Origin of the sequence: Streptomyces sp. NPDC012637 (genome assembly GCF_042954805.1) — a bacterium.
In the GTDB taxonomy this organism is placed as follows: domain Bacteria; phylum Actinomycetota; class Actinomycetes; order Streptomycetales; family Streptomycetaceae; genus Streptomyces.
Genome location: NZ_JBIBDS010000006.1, coordinates 177812 through 194600 on the forward strand (window position 1 = coordinate 177812; position 16789 = coordinate 194600).

General features: G+C 72.6%; 14 protein-coding genes and 2 pseudogenes. 10 read left to right on the forward strand and 6 right to left on the reverse strand.

What is annotated here, in order from left to right; all coding sequences use genetic code 11:
* The first annotated feature begins 6 nt into the window (after positions 1 to 6).
* Positions 7 to 531 (forward strand): AAA family ATPase, encoded by a 525-nt coding sequence (locus ACFY8W_RS24060; RefSeq protein WP_391108717.1) that lies wholly within the window; start codon positions 7 to 9, stop codon positions 529 to 531.
* A 260-nt stretch (positions 532 to 791) separates the two neighbouring features.
* On the opposite strand, the gene ACFY8W_RS24065 is transcribed toward ACFY8W_RS24060, so the two are convergent.
* Positions 792 to 3566 (reverse strand): glycosyl hydrolase, encoded by a 2775-nt coding sequence (locus tag ACFY8W_RS24065; protein WP_391108720.1) that lies wholly within the window; start codon positions 3564 to 3566, stop codon positions 792 to 794.
* Positions 3567 to 4009: 443 nt separating this feature from the next.
* Here ACFY8W_RS24065 and ACFY8W_RS24070 point away from each other — a divergent pair, with 443 nt between their 5' ends.
* The 4 genes from ACFY8W_RS24070 to ACFY8W_RS24085 all read left to right on the forward strand — a co-directional run bounded on the left by ACFY8W_RS24070 (position 4010) and on the right by ACFY8W_RS24085 (position 9193).
* Positions 4010 to 5311, forward strand: coding sequence for an extracellular solute-binding protein (locus ACFY8W_RS24070; protein ID WP_391108723.1), 1302 nt, complete (start codon positions 4010 to 4012; stop codon positions 5309 to 5311).
* 535 nt (positions 5312 to 5846) lie between these two features.
* Positions 5847 to 6794 (forward strand): ABC transporter permease subunit, encoded by a 948-nt coding sequence (locus tag ACFY8W_RS24075; protein ID WP_391108726.1) that lies wholly within the window; start codon positions 5847 to 5849, stop codon positions 6792 to 6794.
* Positions 6791 to 7696 (forward strand): ABC transporter permease subunit, encoded by a 906-nt coding sequence (locus tag ACFY8W_RS24080; RefSeq protein WP_391108729.1) that lies wholly within the window; start codon positions 6791 to 6793, stop codon positions 7694 to 7696. The genes ACFY8W_RS24075 and ACFY8W_RS24080 overlap by 4 nt, the downstream gene beginning before the upstream one ends.
* A gap of 96 nt (positions 7697 to 7792) precedes the next feature.
* Positions 7793 to 9193: a GH1 family beta-glucosidase gene (locus ACFY8W_RS24085; RefSeq protein WP_391108732.1), complete on the forward strand. Its 1401-nt coding sequence runs from the start codon at positions 7793 to 7795 to the stop codon at positions 9191 to 9193.
* Here ACFY8W_RS24085 and ACFY8W_RS24090 read toward each other — a convergent pair.
* Together ACFY8W_RS24090 and ACFY8W_RS24095 are read right to left on the reverse strand one after the other, a co-directional pair.
* Positions 9079 to 9402: pseudogene (locus tag ACFY8W_RS24090) on the reverse strand (PT domain-containing protein); the annotation flags it as partial. The gene ACFY8W_RS24085 and the pseudogene ACFY8W_RS24090 sit on opposite strands and share 115 nt — an antisense overlap.
* Positions 9339 to 9557, reverse strand: a pseudogene (locus ACFY8W_RS24095) (PT domain-containing protein); the annotation flags it as partial. The pseudogenes ACFY8W_RS24095 and ACFY8W_RS24090, both read right to left, overlap by 64 nt.
* Here ACFY8W_RS24095 and ACFY8W_RS24100 point away from each other — a divergent pair.
* Positions 9540 to 11183: a DUF4157 domain-containing protein gene (locus ACFY8W_RS24100; protein WP_391108736.1), complete on the forward strand. Its 1644-nt coding sequence runs from the start codon at positions 9540 to 9542 to the stop codon at positions 11181 to 11183. The pseudogene ACFY8W_RS24095 and the gene ACFY8W_RS24100 overlap by 18 nt on opposite strands.
* Positions 11184 to 11219: 36 nt before the next feature.
* Here ACFY8W_RS24100 and ACFY8W_RS24105 read toward each other — a convergent pair whose 3' ends face one another.
* Both ACFY8W_RS24105 and ACFY8W_RS24110 read right to left on the reverse strand, forming a co-directional pair.
* Complete coding sequence (locus tag ACFY8W_RS24105) at positions 11220 to 11816, reverse strand: hypothetical protein (RefSeq protein WP_391108739.1); 597 nt, start codon at positions 11814 to 11816, stop codon at positions 11220 to 11222.
* Positions 11817 to 11986: 170 nt separating this feature from the next.
* Entirely contained in the window at positions 11987 to 13465 is a 1479-nt protein-coding gene (locus ACFY8W_RS24110) for a glutamate-cysteine ligase family protein (RefSeq protein WP_391108742.1), read from the reverse strand.
* Positions 13466 to 13659: 194 nt separating this feature from the next.
* Here ACFY8W_RS24110 and ACFY8W_RS24115 point away from each other — a divergent pair, with 194 nt between their 5' ends.
* From ACFY8W_RS24115 to ACFY8W_RS24130, 4 genes are all read left to right on the forward strand, one after another.
* A complete protein-coding gene (locus ACFY8W_RS24115) occupies positions 13660 to 13872 on the forward strand; it encodes a hypothetical protein (protein ID WP_391108745.1) in 213 nt (70 codons plus the stop codon).
* Positions 13865 to 14596, forward strand: coding sequence for a 2-phosphosulfolactate phosphatase (locus tag ACFY8W_RS24120; protein ID WP_391108748.1), 732 nt, complete (start codon positions 13865 to 13867; stop codon positions 14594 to 14596). The genes ACFY8W_RS24115 and ACFY8W_RS24120 overlap by 8 nt, the downstream gene beginning before the upstream one ends.
* 176 nt (positions 14597 to 14772) lie before the next feature.
* On the forward strand, positions 14773 to 15027 hold the full coding sequence (locus ACFY8W_RS24125) for a hypothetical protein (protein WP_391108751.1): 255 nt from the start codon (positions 14773 to 14775) through the stop codon (positions 15025 to 15027).
* Positions 15028 to 15081: 54 nt separating this feature from the next.
* Positions 15082 to 15276: a hypothetical protein gene (locus ACFY8W_RS24130; protein WP_391108753.1), complete on the forward strand. Its 195-nt coding sequence runs from the start codon at positions 15082 to 15084 to the stop codon at positions 15274 to 15276.
* A 209-nt stretch (positions 15277 to 15485) separates the two neighbouring features.
* Here the strand turns inward: ACFY8W_RS24130 and ACFY8W_RS24135 are convergent, their stop codons facing one another.
* Entirely contained in the window at positions 15486 to 16745 is a 1260-nt protein-coding gene (locus ACFY8W_RS24135; protein ID WP_391108756.1) for an MFS transporter, read from the reverse strand.
* Between the last annotated feature and the right edge of the window lie 44 nt (positions 16746 to 16789).

The window sequence follows — 16789 nt, forward strand, 5'->3', positions numbered from 1 at the left end:
CCGGTCGTGACCACGTTGTTCCTGATGGTCGGCCTGCCCGGGGCCGGCAAGACCACGCGTGCGCGCCGGCTCGCCGCGGAGCACGGCGCGCTGCGCCTGACGCCCGACGACTGGATGATCCCGCTGTTCGGTGTGCCGGAAGCGGACGGGAAGCGCGACGTGCTGGAGGGACGCATGCTCTGGCTCGCCCTCGAGGCGGTGAGGCTGGGCACCGACGTAGTGGTGGACTTCGGTTGTTGGTCCCGGGCCGAACGGTCCGCGATCCGCTGGCTGGTGGAGGCCGAGGACGCGGACTTCCGCATGGTCTACCTGCCCGTGAGCGATGGGGTCCAGCGTGCCCGGATCGCCCGTCGCTGGGCAACCGCCCCGGAAGGGACGTTCCCGATGACCGAGGCGGACATCCTGGAGGGGCGGGCGTACTTCGAGGAGCCCGACACGGCGGAACTCGACGGCCGCACGGCCGACGGTCCGCCTCCCGGGTGGCCGACCTGGCGGGAGTGGGCCGCCGACCGGTGGCCGTCGTTCGCCTGACCGCCGGGGACGGCTGCGGAGCCGCCCCTCGGCCGGCTCGCCGGAACCCGTACCGCGCCGTCGGGGGGGGGGGGGGGGGGGGGCCGCGCCCCCCCCCCCCCCGGGGGGGGGGGGCCCCGCCCGGGGGGGGGGGGCCGCCCCCCCCCGGGGGGGGGGGGGGCCCCCCCCCCGCGGCGGGCCCCCCCCCCCCCGCCCCGGCGGGGGGGGGGGGGGGGGTTGGGCCCCCCCCCCCCCCCGACGGCCTGTACGTGCCGGCCGCGTCAGTCGTACGGGATGACCACGACGGCCGTGTCCGTGCCCGTCTGGAGGCGGGAGTCGGCGTTGCCGATCGCGCTCCACACCTCCAGGCGTACGGTGCCGTTCGTCAGGTTACCCAGGCCGCCGGTGGCGGCCCGGAGGCCGCGGGTCTGGTTGTACTCCTCCCAGCCCTGGACCGGGTCGGTGGCGAAGTAGTGGTACGTCTCGGTGCGGTCGAAGGTGCCGTCGCCGGTCAGGTCGTAGCTGATCCGGACCTGCTGGCCGAGTCCGACGGCGGTGCCCGCGTCCACCGGGAGGCGGAAGGCGGTCGTGCCGCCCGACCGGAGCGTGCCGTTGACGCCGCGGACCTCGTAGACGAGCGGCTTGTACGGCGTGCCGTCGTGGTTGGTGCCGCCCGCCGACGGGATGGTGTCGCTGCCGGGAGTGCCGCCGGTGGCGGTGGTGAGGACGCCACCGGAGCGGAGGCGGAAGGTGTTGCCGGTCGACGGCTTCGGGTCCGGGCCCGGGTCGGTGCCCGTGCCGGTCCCGGTGGCGGTGGACCGCGCGGGCACGGTCAGGGTCTTGCCGTCGGAGAAGGTGACCGTGCGGGCGGATGAGCCGTGGTTGTGGGCCACGTAGGTGCGGACGCCTGCCTTGGTGAAGACGGCCGAGGTCGGGATGTCGCCGGTCACCGAGGTGTCGGGGGCGCCGAGGGCGGCGAGGGTGGTGATCCAGTGGTAGGTGTGGGCCTTGGACTCGCCGGCTTCCGGGGTGTACCCGCCGTTGCCCGCGTCCCACTTCGTCTTCGCCGCCGCGGGGTCGGCGAGCGACTGGAACTCCCAGAGGATGTCGCGCCACTCGACCGCCGCACCGCCGTTCTCGCGTTCCATCTCGGCGATGTTGCGGCGGATCGCCTCCTTGTGCCCGCCGAGTTGGAGTGATCCGCCGGTCACCGGGAGCACGTTGATGCCGTGGATCTCCTCGGGGTTCGCGGTCCACCAGGTGGCGTAGGCGGCACCGCTGCCCCACACCATGCCGGCGGTGTCGTGACCGAAGGAGGCGGGGAAGACCTGCTGGTCGGCGTCGAACCAGTACTGGGCGATCGCCTCGCCCTCGGTGGCGAGCAGATAGCTGCCGAGGTCGCGCAGCGCCGTGTCGCCGGTGGCCGAGCCCCAGAGGACGAGGGCGGCGCTCAGGTTGGTCGACTCCGAGGACGACTCCTGGTTGTTGCCGGCGGCGAAGCCCTGGTGTCCGGAGGCCCAGCTGTGGCCGGCGTAGACGTCGAAGCCGCGCAGGAAGGGGAAGGCGCCGTCGGTGCGCGCGGGGTTGGCGGTGTCGCGGACGAGGGTCCTCACCATGCCGCCCCAGGCGGAGTCGGCGGCCCAGGCCTGGTCGTACTGGGCGACGATCGCGGCGGCGTACACGTAGTAGCCGTAGTGGAAGTGGTGGTCGTTGAGCTCGGTGTCGCTGCCGTACGAGGCGGGGTAGCCGGTGAGGGTCTTCCACGCCGGGTCGTACGAGAACTCGTTCGCGCCGCCCGCGGTGAACCAGTCCTGGAGCCGGCCCTTGAGGAGGGAGAGGAGCCGGTCGCGGATGGCCGTCTCACCGATCTGGTCGGCGAGCGGGACGAGCTGGGCGAGCTTGCCGAGCGCCTTGCCGGTCCAGTACGTGTCCACGGCTCCGGAGAACGGGTCGGAGGCGTAGGCGGCCTCGTTCAGCCGGGCGCGCAGCGCGGCGGTGTCGACATCGGCGGTGCGGGGCAGACCGGGCAGGACCGGCGCCGCCTTCTGGACGGTGGTGAAGGAGGCCGACTCGCGGACCTTCATGGTGCCGCGCGGCGAGACGTACGTGTACGGGGTGAGGGCGTCCGTGGTGTGCAGCCACTGGTGCCGGTAGAGGGCCTGGAGGGTGCCGCGTTCGGTGCCCTCCCTGGCCTCGGTGGTGAGGGTGTAGGTGGCGCGGACGGTGCCGCCGGTGGTGCTCCAGTCGACCCGGGACCCGGTGACGAAGCTGAAGGCGTACTTCTTGAAGGTCGCGAGGGCGTCGGTGGACGGCAGGACGGCGAGGGAGAAGTAGTTCTTGCCGCCGAGTGCGGTGCTGACGGTGGTGCCGGAGACGTTCCAGTCGGTGCCGGTCGGCGCGAACAGGGCGTAGTGGTGGCCGGCGACGGTGATGCCGAGGACGTTGCCCTGGTCGGCGAAGACGGTGGGCGTGCTCGCGGTGGTGATCTGGGCGTTGCCGCCGCTTCCCTGGGCGTACACGAACGGGCTGCCGTGGCCGATGGTGGTCCGCAGGGTGCGGGTGCCGTCGGACCAGTAGGGGGTGACGGTCCAGTCGGACCAGGCGTCCGCCTTGGTGTCGGGTGAGTTGAGGCCGGTCAGGCCGAGGGTGAGGTCGCGCTTGTGGGCGAACTCGTACTGGCGGCCCTCGCCGACGATCGCGGGGCTCGTGGGGTAGCCGACGTCGAGGCCGCCGGCGGTGGCCTGGTAGGTGAGCGGGTGGCCGTACATGGGTGTGGAGTACGGGTTGTCGCCGTAGCGCTGGAAGGCGAGCGAGGACCACCAGTCGTTGGTGGGCACCGGCTTGCCCTGGGCGGCGGGTGTGACCTTGGGGGTGACGGGCGTGCCGGTGTTGGTGGTGGGGCCGGAGGTTCCGGCGGGCCGGGTGTCGGAGTAACTTCCGGCGCCCACCGGGACGGTGGCGGCCGCGGCGGGGGTCGCGGCCGGTCCCAGTCCGGCCGCTGCCAGGGCGGCGGCGAGGACCAGCGCGGCGGCTGGGCGCGGGTGGGGGACTGCCATGGGGAACACCTCGTGTCATCACGATGGACAGGGCGGCTCGTCGGCCGTGCGGCGCGAGCGCTCATGGGCCGTACGGCGAGGGCGGGGCGGAGCGTGGGAGGTGCTGCGGCTCGGGGGTGGGGGGCGGGGTGTTGGTGCGGTGGTGCGGGTGGGGCGGTTCGGTGGGGCTGTGGGGGTGGGGCGCCGGGTCGATCGGCCGTACGAGAGGCGGTGGGTCGTGTCCGCTACTCGTATCCGAGAGCGCTCTCAGGTCGCCGGAAACGTAAGACTCCCGAAACACGAGTGTCAATACATGGCGCAGCACTGGAAGTTGAGGCCGATTCCGGCCCGTTACGTCTTCGAGTCTTGACGGAACAGCCGCGGCGCGGGCACGCTCCCCTCGCATGTTGAGAGCGCTCTCAATCACGCGTTCTCGTTCGATCCGGAGCCAAGGGAGGCTTCCCATGCCCACTGCCCGAGCCGCCAGGAGAGCCGCCGTCCGTCTGGGGGCGGTCGCTCTCGCAGGTGCCCTGCTCGCCGCCTGCGGGGGTTCGACGGAGGGTGCCTCCGACAGCGCTGGTGGAGAGGTCACGATCACCGTGGACCTGTTCGGTTCCTTCGGCTACAAGGAGGCCGGGCTCTACGCCGAGTACGAGAAGCTCCACCCCGGCGTCACCATCAAGCAGACCGACACAGAGGACGAGGCCGACTACTGGAAGTCGCTGCAGACCCGGCTGGCCGGCGGTGGCGGTCTCGCCGACGTCCAGGCCGTCGAGGTGGGGCGGATCGCGTCCGTCGCCCAGCAGCAGAGCGACAAGTTCGAGGACCTGCGCAAGCACGGCGCCGACCGGCTCAAGGGCGGGTTCGCCGAGGCCAAGTGGGCGGCAGCCACCGGCAGGAACGGCGAGGTCCTCGGCCTCGGCACCGACGTCGGCCCCGAGGCGATGTGCTACCGCACCGACCTCCTCGCGAAGGCGGGCCTGCCCACCGACCGCGAGGAACTCGCCGGGAAGTGGTCGACGTGGGACGGCTATCTGGAGCTCGGGCGGCAGTACAAGGCGAAGGCCCCCGCCAAGAGCGCCTGGCTCGACAGCGTCGGCAGCCTCTACTCCGTGATGATCGGCCAGCAGAAGGAGCGCTACTACGACGCCTCCGGGAAGCTGATCTGGGACACCAACCCGGCCCTCAAGACAGCCTGGGACACCTCGGTGACGGCCGCGCAGGACGGGCTGAGCGCCAAGCTCGACCAGTGGTCGCCGCAGTGGAACCAGGCTTTCGCCGCCGGTTCCTTCGCCACCCTGCCCTGCCCCGCCTGGATGCTCGGCTACATCAAGGGCCAGGCCGGTGAGGCCGGCAAGGGCAAGTGGGACATCGCCGCGCTGCCCGGCGGACCCGGCAACTGGGGCGGCTCGTACCTCACCGTGCCGCGCGCCGCGAAGCACAAGAAGGAGGCGTACGAGCTGATCACCTGGCTCACGGCGCCGGAGCAGCAGGCGAAGCTGTTCCTGAAGCAGGGCAGCTTCCCCTCCGCCACCGGCGCGATCGCGAAGATCTCCGGCGCGACGGACCCGTACTTCTCGGGCGCGCCGATCGGGAAGATCTTCGGCGAGGCCGCCCAGGCCGCCCCGGTACAGGTCCTCGGCGTGCACGACCAGAACGTCGCCCAGCAGATCACCAACGCCCTCGGCGAGGTCGAACGCAAGGGCACGGCGCCCGAGCGGGCCTGGGCGAACGCGAAGAAGGGCGTGGAGAACACCATCGGCTGACCGCCCGGCACCGGCGGGCTGGCGGGTCGGATACCGGAACCGGCGGGCTGCCGGGACGGATACGGGTACCCACGGCCCACGGGCTGTGCGGCACGGGCCGTTACCGAGACGCGGCGGGCTGCCGGGACGGTCGGATACCGGCACCGGCGGGCTGCCGGGACGGGGCGGCTGGGCGCCGGTCGGCTGACGGCACCGGCGGGCTGCCGGCACCGGGCCGCCGGGCACCGGTCGGCTGACGGCACCGGTCGGCTGCCGGCACCGGGCCGCCGGGCACCGGTCGGCTGACGGCACCGGCGGGCGTCGAAACCGGCGGCTACCGGCACGGGCCGGCTGGGCGCCGGTCGGCGGCCGCCACCAGTCGGATTCCGGCCGACCGGCTGCCTTTCCCCGCCGACCAACGGCTCCTCCCCTGCGCACCGACTGTCCTCCCCCTGCCGACCAACCGCCTCCGGGCCGGGCCGGGACGCCCGCCCCGCGGCCAGACCGGCCCGGACGTCACTCCTCCAGGCACCGACACCTCCCGAAGGGCCGCATCGTGACCCTGACCGCACCCACGAGACCCCTGGCACCGAGCCGGCCGCACGCGGCACGGCGCGCGTGGCAGAAGGTCTCCCCGTACGCCTACATCGCCCCCTTCTTCACCCTGTTCGCCGCCTTCGGGCTCTTCCCGCTGCTCTACACGGCGTTCGTGTCGCTGTACCGGGTCGAGCTGCAGACACCCGGCGACATGGAGTGGCGCGGGCTCGGCAACTACACCGCGCTGCTCGGCGACACGTTCTTCTGGACCTCGCTGCGCAACACCTTCACCATCGGGGTGCTCTCCACCGTGCCCCAGCTGGTGATGGCTCTCGGCCTCGCGCACCTGCTCAACTACAAGCTGCGCGGGCGGACCTTCTTCCGTACCGCGATGCTGCTGCCGTACGCGACCTCGGTCGCCGCCGCCACGCTCGTCTTCGCGCAGCTCTTCGGCCGTGACTTCGGCCTGGTCAACTACGTCCTGGGGCTCGTGGGGATCGGCCCGGTCGACTGGCAGACCGGCACGACGGCCTCCCAGATCGCCGTCTCGTCCATCGTCGTCTGGCGCTGGACCGGCTACAACGCGCTGATCTACCTGGCGGGCATGCAGTCCATCCCGCACGAGCTGTACGAGGCCGCGGAGATGGACGGTGCCTCGCGGTGGCGGCAGTTCTTCCACGTCACGCTGCCCGGACTGCGGCCCACCATCGTCTTCACCGTCGTCGTCTCCACGATCGGCGCGACCCAGCTGTTCGGCGAGCCGCTCCTCTTCGAGGGGTCCGTCTCCGGCGGCATCTCGCACCAGTACCAGACGCTCGGGCTCTATCTGTACGAGCAGGGCTGGGGCTTCTTCCACCTCGGGCGGGCCGCCGCGATCGCCTGGGTGATGTTCCTGCTGATCCTGCTGGTCGTCGGCGTCAACGCCGTGATCGCACGGCGCCGTTCACGCAAGGAGGCCGGCCGATGACCGCGCTCGCCGATCCGCCGGTCAGCCGTCCGGCTCCCGATGCCCCCACCGGGAACGCACGCCGCCGCCGCTCGCGCGCCGGGCGCACGATGCGGGGCGGGAAGCTCGCGTACGCGATCCTCGTCGTCGCCGTGCTCGTCTCGGCGTTCCCGTTCTACTGGACCGTCGTCGCGGCGAGCCGGTCCAACGCCGATCTCGCCCAGGTGCCGCCGGCCCTGCTGCCCGGGCCGAACCTGCTGCGGAACTTCGAGGCGGTGGTGGAGGAGGCGGACATCGGCAGGGCGCTGCTCAACTCCCTCATCGTCTCGGGGTCCGTCACTTTGGGGACGGTGCTGTGCTGCACGCTCGCCGGGTTCGCCTTCGCCAAGCTGCGCTTCCGCGGCCGCGGGGCCCTGCTGGCGATCACCGTCGGAACGATGATGATCCCACCGCAGCTGGGCGTCATCCCGCTGTTCATGCTCATCGCCGAGCTGCAGTGGGTCAACCAGCTCCAGGCCGTCATCCTGCCCGGACTGGTCTCCGCCTTCGGCGTGTTCTTCATGCGGCAGTACCTCATGCAGTCGCTGCCGGACGAACTGATCGAGGCGGCCCGGGTCGACGGGGCGTCCACGGCGCGGATCTTCTGGTCCATCGTCGTGCCCGTCGCCCGGCCCGGCATGGCGGTCCTCGGCCTGCTGACCTTCATGGCCGCCTGGAACGACTTCTTCTGGCCCGTCGTCGCCCTCTCCTCCTCCGAGCCGACCGTCCAGGTCGCCCTGCGGCAGCTCGGCGGCGGTTACGTCAACGACCAGTCCGTGATCATGGCGGGCACACTGCTCGGCACCCTGCCGGTGCTGCTGGTCTTCGGCCTGCTCGGCCGGCAGATCGTCGGCGGGATCATGCAGGGCGCGGTCAAGGGCTGACCCCGGCGCCCTCGCCTCTTCCTCCGCCCCTTCCTCCGCCTCTTCCTCTTCCTCCTCCTTTCTCGATCCGCTCACCATCCTGGGAGTTCCCTGCTCATGACCGTGCTCGAGACACGTCCCGACACCACCGAGACCCTCCGGTTCCCGGCCGGGTTCCGCTGGGGCACCGCCACCGCCGCGTACCAGATCGAGGGGGCCGCCGCCGAGGACGGCCGTACCCCGTCCATCTGGGACACCTTCAGCCGCACGCCGGGCAAGGTCCGCAACGGCGACACCGGCGACATCGCCGCCGACCACTACCACCGGCTGAGCGAGGACGTCGCGCTGATGCGACGGCTCGGCGTGACCGACTACCGCTTCTCGCTCGCGTGGCCGCGCATCCAGCCGACCGGCCGGGGGCCCGCCGTCCAGAAGGGCCTGGACTTCTACCGGCGGCTCACCGACGAACTGCGGGAGGCCGGCATCCGGCCGGTGGCGACCCTGTACCACTGGGACCTGCCCCAGGAGCTGGAGGACGCGGGCGGGTGGCCGCAGCGGGAGACCGCGTACCGCTTCGCCGAGTACGCGGGCCTCGCGGCCGAGGCCCTCGGCGAGCGCGTCGCGACCTGGACCACCCTCAACGAGCCCTGGTGCGCGGCCTTCCTCGGCTACGGCAACGGGGTGCACGCCCCCGGCCGCACCAGCGCGGTCGACTCGCTGCGTGCCGCCCACCACTTCAACCTGGCCCACGGCCTGGCCGTACAGGCGCTGCGCGCCGCGCTCCCCGGTCCGGCCGAGGTGTCGCTCACCCTCAACCTCCACGCGGTCCGGGCCCACAGCGACGCGCCGGAGGACCTCGACGCGGCCCGTCGGATCGACGCCGTCGGCAACCGGATCTTCCTCGACCCGGTCTTCCACGGCCGGCTCCCGCAGGACCTCGTCGCCGACACCGCGGCGGTGACCGACTGGGCGTTCGTCCGGGACGGGGACCTGCGGACGGCGTCCGCGCCGGTCGACTCGCTCGGCATCAACTACTACTCCCCCACGGCGGTCGCGGCCGGCAGCTCGGAGTCGCCCTCGCCGTGGGCGGGCGCGGAGCGGCACGTGCGCTTCGTTCCCGTCCCCGGCCCACGGACGGCCATGGACTGGCCCGTCGACGCCGACGGGCTGCACGAGCTCCTCGTCCGGCTGCGGGACGAGCTGCCGCACGTGCCGCTGGTCGTCACCGAGAACGGCGCGGCGTACGACGACTACGCCGACCCGTCGGGACAGGTGAAGGACCCCGAGCGGGTGGCCTATCTGCACGCCCACCTGGCGGCCGTGCACCGGGCGGTCGAGGACGGGGCGGACGTCCGCGGCTACTTCCTGTGGTCCCTGCTCGACAACTTCGAATGGGCGTACGGCTACAGCAAGCGGTTCGGCATCGTCCACGTCGACTTCGCGACCCAGCGCCGGACGTTCAAGGACAGCGCCCTCTGGTACGCGGACGTCATCGCGCGGGGAGGTCTGCCGGCCTGAGGGCGGAGGGGCTGCGCGCACCTTGCGCGGCCTGAAGAGCGGGGCGGGCGCGCCGGCAGGTCGCCGGGGCTGCGGAGCGGCGGGACGCCGAGGCGGCGGGATGCCCGCCAGGACGCCAGGACGCCAGGTTGGCCGGTTGGCCGGTTGGCCGGTTGGCCGGTTGGCCGGTTGGCCGGTTGGCCGGTTGGCCGGTTGGCCGGTTGGCCGGTTGGCCGGTTGGCCGACCGTACCGGCCGTGAGGTCTGCCCTTCCGGCCGGTGCGGTCTGCCCTTTCGTACCTCGCCCGCACGACGGAGCGCCAGGTACACAGGAGTGGACGGAACTTCGCACTCGGAGAGGCCCTCCCTTGCGCGACCACGACCATGACCAACTCCGTCCGCGCGCCCGCGTCCGGTCCACCGGCGCCGTACCGGAGCGCGGGGACCGGCGCGCGGAGACCGCCCGGCGCGGTCTCCTCGGGCTGCAGGGCACGGCGGGCAACGACGCCGTCGTGCAGATGTTGCGCAGGTCCGCTCTTCCCCCGGCCCAGGAGCCGCACCGGCACGGCCCGGGGTGCGACCACGGGCCGGAGGTCCAGCGATCCGCCGTGCACGACGTACTGCGGTCACCCGGAAGGCCGCTGGACGCGGAGACCCGTACCGACATGGAGGCCCGCCTCGGGGCGGACTTCTCCGACGTGCGCGTGCACGACGACGGTGCCGCCCGGGCATCCGCCGCCGAGGTCGGCGCGCGTGCCTACACCTCCGGCAGTCACGTGGTGATCGGCGCGGGCGGCGGTGACCGGCAGACCCTCGCCCACGAGCTGACCCACGTCGTCCAGCAGCGCCGGGGGCCGGTCGCCGGGACGGACGACGGCTCGGGACTCCGCGTCTCCGACCCCTCCGACCGCTTCGAGCGCGAGGCTGACGCCACCGCGCGGCGGGTCATGTCGGCACCGGCGCCGACGGTGGCGAGGGCACCGGTCCGCAGCGCAGTGTCCTCGGATGCGCGGAGGGCCCGAGGGGGACGGGAGGCCGCCGTCCAGCGCGCGAACGACCGGAGTACGAACCCGCACGCCGACACCGGTCAGGAGCACAACGGCTGGGAGCTCACCGCCCACCACATCGTCCCTCACACCGCGCTGAAGAACGCCTTGAGCCGTCTGGCCCCCGAGGAGAGGACGGCGGTGCTCATCTCGGCGGTCCCGGCGGTCATCACCAGGGACATGGCACGGCGCCTCGGGCTGCCCGAGAAGACCAACCTGAGGCAGCTGCGCGAGAAGTTGCTGGACGACCGCAAGCACCAGGAGGAGGTCGTCAACGGCACGAGCTACGACGAGGTGCGCGAGGCGTTCTTCGAATGGCAGGGCGGCAACCAGTTCCTCGGGCCGAACACCAGCATCCGGGCGGAGCCCAGCGCGGACAAGGACGGGATCGACGTGGACGGGAAGTACTTCGTCCCGCCCGCAGCCGCGAGGCTGAAGCAGGAGTTCTCCCGGCTGGTCAGTCTGGGCGGGAAGCTGAAGAAGGCGCTGAAGGACGGGGCGGCGTCGGCCGTCGTCGCCCGTCATCTGACGGACATGCTCGCGCTGACCCGCGATGTCGCGCCGGCCCCCTTCGACGGCACGGCCTGGGTCGAACTCACGGATCCGCAGCAGGTCGTGGCACTGGCCGGGGACGAGAACCTGGGCCGGAGCCACCTGGCCAAGTACTCCTTCTTCGCCTTCGACGAGGGCCTGGAGGAGCGGTGCCCGATGGTTTTCAAGGAGGGCAACGAGTACTTCCTGAAGGCGGGCGCCCACCAGGGCGGATCGCGCTGGAAGACGTACGAGGGCGGGAAGCCGCAGAAGATCGCCGAGAAGCTTCTGCAGCGGAAGGGGAAATCGGTCTACGTCAACATGCACCAGCTGCAGGACGCTCACGCGGAGCTGTACGACTACTGCGTGGCCGTGCGGGTGCCGACCTCCACCTACCTTCCGCGAGTGCTGTGCGAGAGCCTGAACGTCGCCTGAGCCCGAAGAGCGCGGGACGACGGGTGCGGCGGGCTCTCAGAACTTGCCCATGTGCCGGGCCGTGCGGTGGCCCAGACGGCGGGTGAGTTCTGCGACGAACTCGTCCGAGAGCGGCGGCCACCCCCAGAACTCGAAGGTCAGGGCTCCGAGCGCGTAGTAGTCGGGCCACTGCCAGTCGGTGACCGGTGACGCGGTGCCGCAGGCGGCGCACGTGGCTCGGGCGGCCCCGCCGGCACCCGTCGCCTCCCAGGCCTCGACGGCGGTGCGGAACGGTGCCCAGACGGCCTCGTCGGGCTCGAAGGAGGCGGGGTAGTCGATGAAGGTGGTGCGCGTGGCGCAGTGCGGGCAGACGGCGTACTCCGCGTCGTCCTCCCCCTGGCCGCCCACGTGGTGGTGGCGGCCGGTGACGACGGCGAGCGGGCCCGGTTCCCAGCCGTCGTGCACGACGGCCTCCGCCCAGCGGGGGCCGGGGACGTGGCCCTCGTCCGCGTGGATGCTGTACATGCGGCTCGCGTCGGTCTCGCGGGTCACGATGCCCTCGGTGACGAGCCAGTCGATCGCCCGGGCCGCCGCCTCGGCGGCCTCCTCCTGCGTGACCTCCAGGTCCACGACCCGCTCGAAGTAGTCCCCCAACTCCCCTGCTCCTCTCGCGCCCGCCGCCCGGTCCTGTACCGGCGTCGGAGGGTTCCCACTGTTCCACCCTGCACTGACAGCCGGTCAGGCGGACGCGCGGACAGACAGACGCGCGGACAGGCACACAGGCAGGCAGGCCGTCAGGTAGTCGGGCGGTAGGCGGTAGGCGGTCATTCGACCGGCCAGGTGTGGGCCGGGGCGTTGAGATGCATGAAGTCGATGTACTGGAGGGTCATCCGGCGCAGGGCCGCCGGCCGGTCCAGGTGGGCGATGTCGTGGAGGTGGTGGAAGGCCTCCGCCTGCCAGACGGCTCCGTTGCGGGCGCTGACGCAGCGCTGTTCGACGATGCCGAGGAGCGGCTCGCGCCAGCTCGCGTCGAGGCCGAGCGTCTCCAGGCCGCGGTGGGCGAGCGGGAGGAGCCGGCGCAGGACCAGTTCGGTGGCGGGTACCTGGCCGGTGCCGGGCCAGAAGAGCTCGGCGTCGATGCCGCGTCGGGCCGCCGCGTGGAGGTTCTCCTCGGCGGCGGCGAAGGACATGCGGGACCATACGGGCCGGTCCTCGTCGACCAGGGCGCGGACGAGGCCGTAGTAGAAGGCGCCGTTCGACATCACGTCGGCGACGGTCGGTCCGGCGGGCAGCACACGGTTCTCGACGCGGAGGTGCGGGACGCCGTCGACGACCGCGTAGACGGGGCGGTTCCAGCGGTAGACCGTGCCGTTGTGGAGGGTGAGTTCGGCGAGGTGGGGGATCTCGCCGCGGTCGAGGGTCTCCTCGGGGTCCTCGTCGTCGCAGAGCGGGAGGAGCGCCGGGAAGTAGCGGGTGTTCTCCTCGAAGAGGTCGAAGACGCTGGTGATCCAGCGTTCGCCGAACCACACGCGGGGCCGTACTCCCTGGACCCTGATCTCGTCCGGCCGGGTGTCGGTGGCCTGCTCGAACAGCGGGATGCGGGTCTCGCTCCACAGTTCCTTGCCGAACAGGAAGGGCGAGTTCGCGGCGAGCGCGACCTGGACGCCGGCGACGGCCTGGGCGGCGTTCCAGTGGGCGGCGAACTCCTCGGGCGCGACCTGGAGGTGGAACTGGGTGCTGGTGCAGGCCGCTTCCGGCGTGATGGTGTCCGCGTAGGTCCGCAGCCGTTCGACGCCGTCGACCTCGATGAGGAGGTCCTCGCCGCGTGCGGCGAAGATCTGGTCGTTGAGGAGGTGGTAGCGCGGGTTCTCGGACAGGGCGTCGCGGTTCACGTCCTCGCGTTCGAGGGTCGGGAGGGTACCGATCATGACCAGGTGCGCGCCGATGGCGGCGGCCCTGGCCTCGGCGTGGTTCAGGGCGTCACGGATCTCGCTCTCCCACGTGTCGGGGCCGCCGGCGGTGAGCCGGCGGGGCGGGATGTTGATCTCCAGGTTGAACCGGCCGAGCTCGCTCGACCACGCGGGATCGGCGATGGCCTCGAGCACCTCCGTGCTGCGCATGGCGGGCCGGGCGGTCCCGTCGACCAGGTTGAGCTCGATCTCCAGGCCCACGCGTGGCCGCTCGGCGTCGAAGCGTGACTCGCGCAGCAGCCGGGCGAAGACGTCGAGACAGACGTGCGTCCGGTCGCGGAAGCGGCGACGGTCTTCACGGGTGAACGTCAGCGCCGGGACGTCGCGTCCCATGGATCCTCCCGGGGCTCGCTTCGGAGGGGTTCTCATCGGAGCGGATCCTTCACCTCTCAGCGTGCCACCGCGAGGCCGCCCGCGACAGCGCTGCCCGGCCCGGGCGGGGCCCGGCGGCAGGGGCCGGGCGGCAGGGCCGGGCTGTCACAATGGCGGCGACCAGGGAACTTGAACGGCGATGAGGGGGAGCACGCATGGTCGTGCTGATCTTGAGCGGTGTCCTCGTGCTCGCGCTCGCGGGTTGCGGCTGCGTGGTCTGGGCCGCACGCGGCGGCCCGCGGTGGGTGCGCGCGGTGGCCACCGTGACGCTGGCCGCGGGCGCACTCGTACGCGGCGCGCAGCGCGCGGGCCGCAAGCCGAGTCCGAACGCGCCGGGCGACGGCGGAGGGAACGGCGCAGGTGAGTGAGACGGCTGTGCCGCGGTCCGGGGAGGGCGGCGCGACGGATCATCGTCTCCTCGGCATACCGGAGCTGACGGACGTTCCCCGTGTGGCCGTCGTCGTCGACGTGATGCGCGCCTTCACCGTGGCCGCGTGGGCCTTCGCGCGCGGCGCGGAGCGCATCGTGCTCGCCGCGTCGGTGGACGAGGCGCTGGCTCTGAAGGCGGGCCGGCCGGGCTGGCTGGCGCTGAAGGACGGCGCTCCGGCGGAGGGCTTCGACGCCGTGAACTCGCCGGGGCACATCGGCTCGGCCGATCTGACCGGCCGCACGGTGGTGCAGAAGACGACGGCGGGGACCGTCGGGGCGCTCGCGGTCGCCGAGGCCGACCTGGTGCTCTGTGCGAGCTTCGTGGTGGCCGGGGCGACGGCCGCGGCGCTACGGAGCGTTACCGACCGGGTCACCTTCGTCGTCACGGGTGAGGACGGCCTGGCCGACGAGGACCGCGCCTGCGCCGAGTACATCGCGGAGCGACGTCGCGCGGGGCGGGACGTCGACGCGGAGCCGTACGTACGGCGCGCGCGGGAGTCGCGCGCGGCACGCGAGCTGGCCACGGGCGTGCGGGGGGACCACCGGGCCGTCCACGAGCGGGACGTCGACCTCTGTCTGGAGGTCGACCGCTTCGGGTTCGCCATGGTGGCGCGGCGCGAGGGACCGCTGCTGGTGCTCCGGCCGTCCACCGCCTCCGCCTAGCGGGTACGGGGCCCGGGCGGGCGGGGAATGGCTCTCCTCCGCCGGCCGGGCCCTGGAGGGTGTCGAACCGCTCGTGATCGCCGCCGCCGGGAGTTTCCCGGTGAGGCGACGGGGCAGCCGCCTCGAGAGCCGGTTTCACCGGTTTCACGTCCGGACGATCGCGGAGAGGAACGATCATGACCCAGCACGAGCGCCGGCGGACCCTTCCCGCGGACGCACCGCCGCGCACGACGCCGTCCCAGGCCAAGGGCGAGAGCGGCGACGACGCGGCACGCCGGGAAGCCGACGAAGCCGTCCGCGAGCGCCACGACGACGCGGAACCCGACGCCGACGGCATGCGCGCCAAGCGCCAGTCCCCCGGCCTGGGCCGTGAGGAGCAACGCCGGCCGCACGGGCGGCGCGGCGAAGCGGAGGAACCAGGGCGCGACTGAGCAGGTTCGTGTGGATCACTTCCGCTGGCCGAGGTTGTCGTTGATGATGTTCGAGTGACCTACCGCATCAGCGCTCTGATCTCGGCCTTCGGCGTCCTTGCCAGCGCGATGCTGCTGGTTCTTGCCGTTCGTGAGTACCGTTCCGGGGCGACGTTCCTCTGGCTCGTGGCTGGAGCCGTGATCTTCCTCAGCGCTTCGTACACGCTGGTGCGGGACGTGCGGCGGCTCCGCACTGGGCCGACCGCCTGACAGCCGCACCGTTCCACGGGCACGCGATGAGGTCGTTCGCGTGATGCGCGGGGTTGGTGGGTGTTTCCTCAGAGACCTGGTCGCCATCGTCCCGCTCCTTCCCCGGAGTGGTCCACGACAGACGGCCCCGTTACGACCGCGAGCCGCCGCTCTGAGGCGGCGACACAGGTCTCCACCGCACGGCCGAGACCTCGCTACGAAGACCGTGCCTAGGACGCCCGCTCGTCCCGTCGCGCGTCGCCCGGTTCGCGGATCGGGCGGCGGAGGAGGTAGGCGGCGGCGGGGACGATCAGGGCGAGCATGCAGGCGATGAAGACGAGGCCCGCTCCTTCCAGGCCGAGGGGGTCGGCGAGGAGGCCGACGCCGATGACCGGGATGGAGATGCCCGTGTAGGCGACGACGAAGAGCGTGGAGATCACCGCCGCCCGGCGGTCGGCCGGTGCCGCCCAGGCGACGGCGGACAGGGCGGCGCGGAAGGCGAGGCCCTGGCCGATGCCGCCGACGAGGGCCGCGAGGACGATCAGGGCGAGCTGGTCGGTGTACAGCGCCCCGGCGAGGAGGACGAGGCCGGTGAAGAGAACGGCGCAGCCGAGCGGCAAGGAGCGGGCGACGCCGACGCGGCCGACGGCGAGTTGGCCCGCGGTGGAGGCGAAGAAGGCGACCGCGACGACGAGGCCGCTCACGGCGTGGTTGTCCACGTGGAGGTAGCGGGCGAGGAACGCCGGGCTGACCGAGGTGAACACCCCGAACAGGGCGAATCCCACGAAGGCGGCGATCGACGCGGGTACGAACACGGCCCGGACCTGGGGCGGCAGGGCGGGGCGCTGCGGTCGTACGGTCGAGAGCGGTCGCCGGTCGGTCACGGTTTCCGGGAGCCTCAGCAGGACGAGTGCCGAGGCGGCGACCAGGGTGAGGTGGACGGCGAAGGGCAGGAGGAGCGGCTCGGGCGCGTACTCGGCGAGCAGGCCGGCGAGCAGCGGCCCGCAACCGAGCCCGCCCATGTTGGCGGCGGTGGCCACGAGCGTCGCGCGGGAGGCGCCGCCGGGCGGGGCCAGTTCCATGACGTACGCGGTGGCCGCGCCGGTGAACAGGCCCGCCGACAGGCCGGAAAGGAGCCGTCCGGCGTACAGCCAGGTCAGGCCGTCGGCGAGCAGGAAGCACACGGCGCTCGCCGCCGCGAAGCCGAGGCCCCACAGCAGGGCCGGCCGCCTGCCGACGGTGTCGGAGGCGTTGCCGGCGAGGAGCAGCACGCCGATGACTCCGAAGGCGTAGACCGCGTAGACGACGGTGACGGTCAGTTCGGAGAAGCCGTACTCCTGCTGGTAGAGCGGGTAGAGCGGGGTCGGCAGCGTGGTGCCGGCCATGCAGACGACGAACACCGCGCCGGCGAGCAGGCACCGCAGCCACCCGTGACGATCGCGCTCGCCGTCCGCGTCCTGGTCACCGCCGCCGTCTCCGTGATCGCGCATGGCGCCGACCGTAACCCCGTCGCGGGGGCGGGGACGGTCGGCGC

Bases quoted from the DNA above. Each gene is read 5' to 3' on its own strand.
- ACFY8W_RS24065 (WP_391108720.1), bottom strand. From the start codon at position 3,566: ATGGCAGTCCCCCACCCGCGCCCAGCCGCCGCGCTGGTCCTCGCCGCC.
- ACFY8W_RS24070 (WP_391108723.1), top strand. From the start codon at position 4,010: ATGCCCACTGCCCGAGCCGCCAGGAGAGCCGCCGTCCGTCTGGGGGCG.
- ACFY8W_RS24080 (WP_391108729.1), top strand. From the start codon at position 6,791: ATGACCGCGCTCGCCGATCCGCCGGTCAGCCGTCCGGCTCCCGATGCC.
- ACFY8W_RS24085 (WP_391108732.1), top strand. From the start codon at position 7,793: ATGACCGTGCTCGAGACACGTCCCGACACCACCGAGACCCTCCGGTTC.
- ACFY8W_RS24110 (WP_391108742.1), bottom strand. From the start codon at position 13,465: ATGGGACGCGACGTCCCGGCGCTGACGTTCACCCGTGAAGACCGTCGC.
- ACFY8W_RS24115 (WP_391108745.1), top strand. From the start codon at position 13,660: ATGGTCGTGCTGATCTTGAGCGGTGTCCTCGTGCTCGCGCTCGCGGGT.
- ACFY8W_RS24125 (WP_391108751.1), top strand. From the start codon at position 14,773: ATGACCCAGCACGAGCGCCGGCGGACCCTTCCCGCGGACGCACCGCCG.
- ACFY8W_RS24135 (WP_391108756.1), bottom strand. From the start codon at position 16,745: ATGCGCGATCACGGAGACGGCGGCGGTGACCAGGACGCGGACGGCGAG.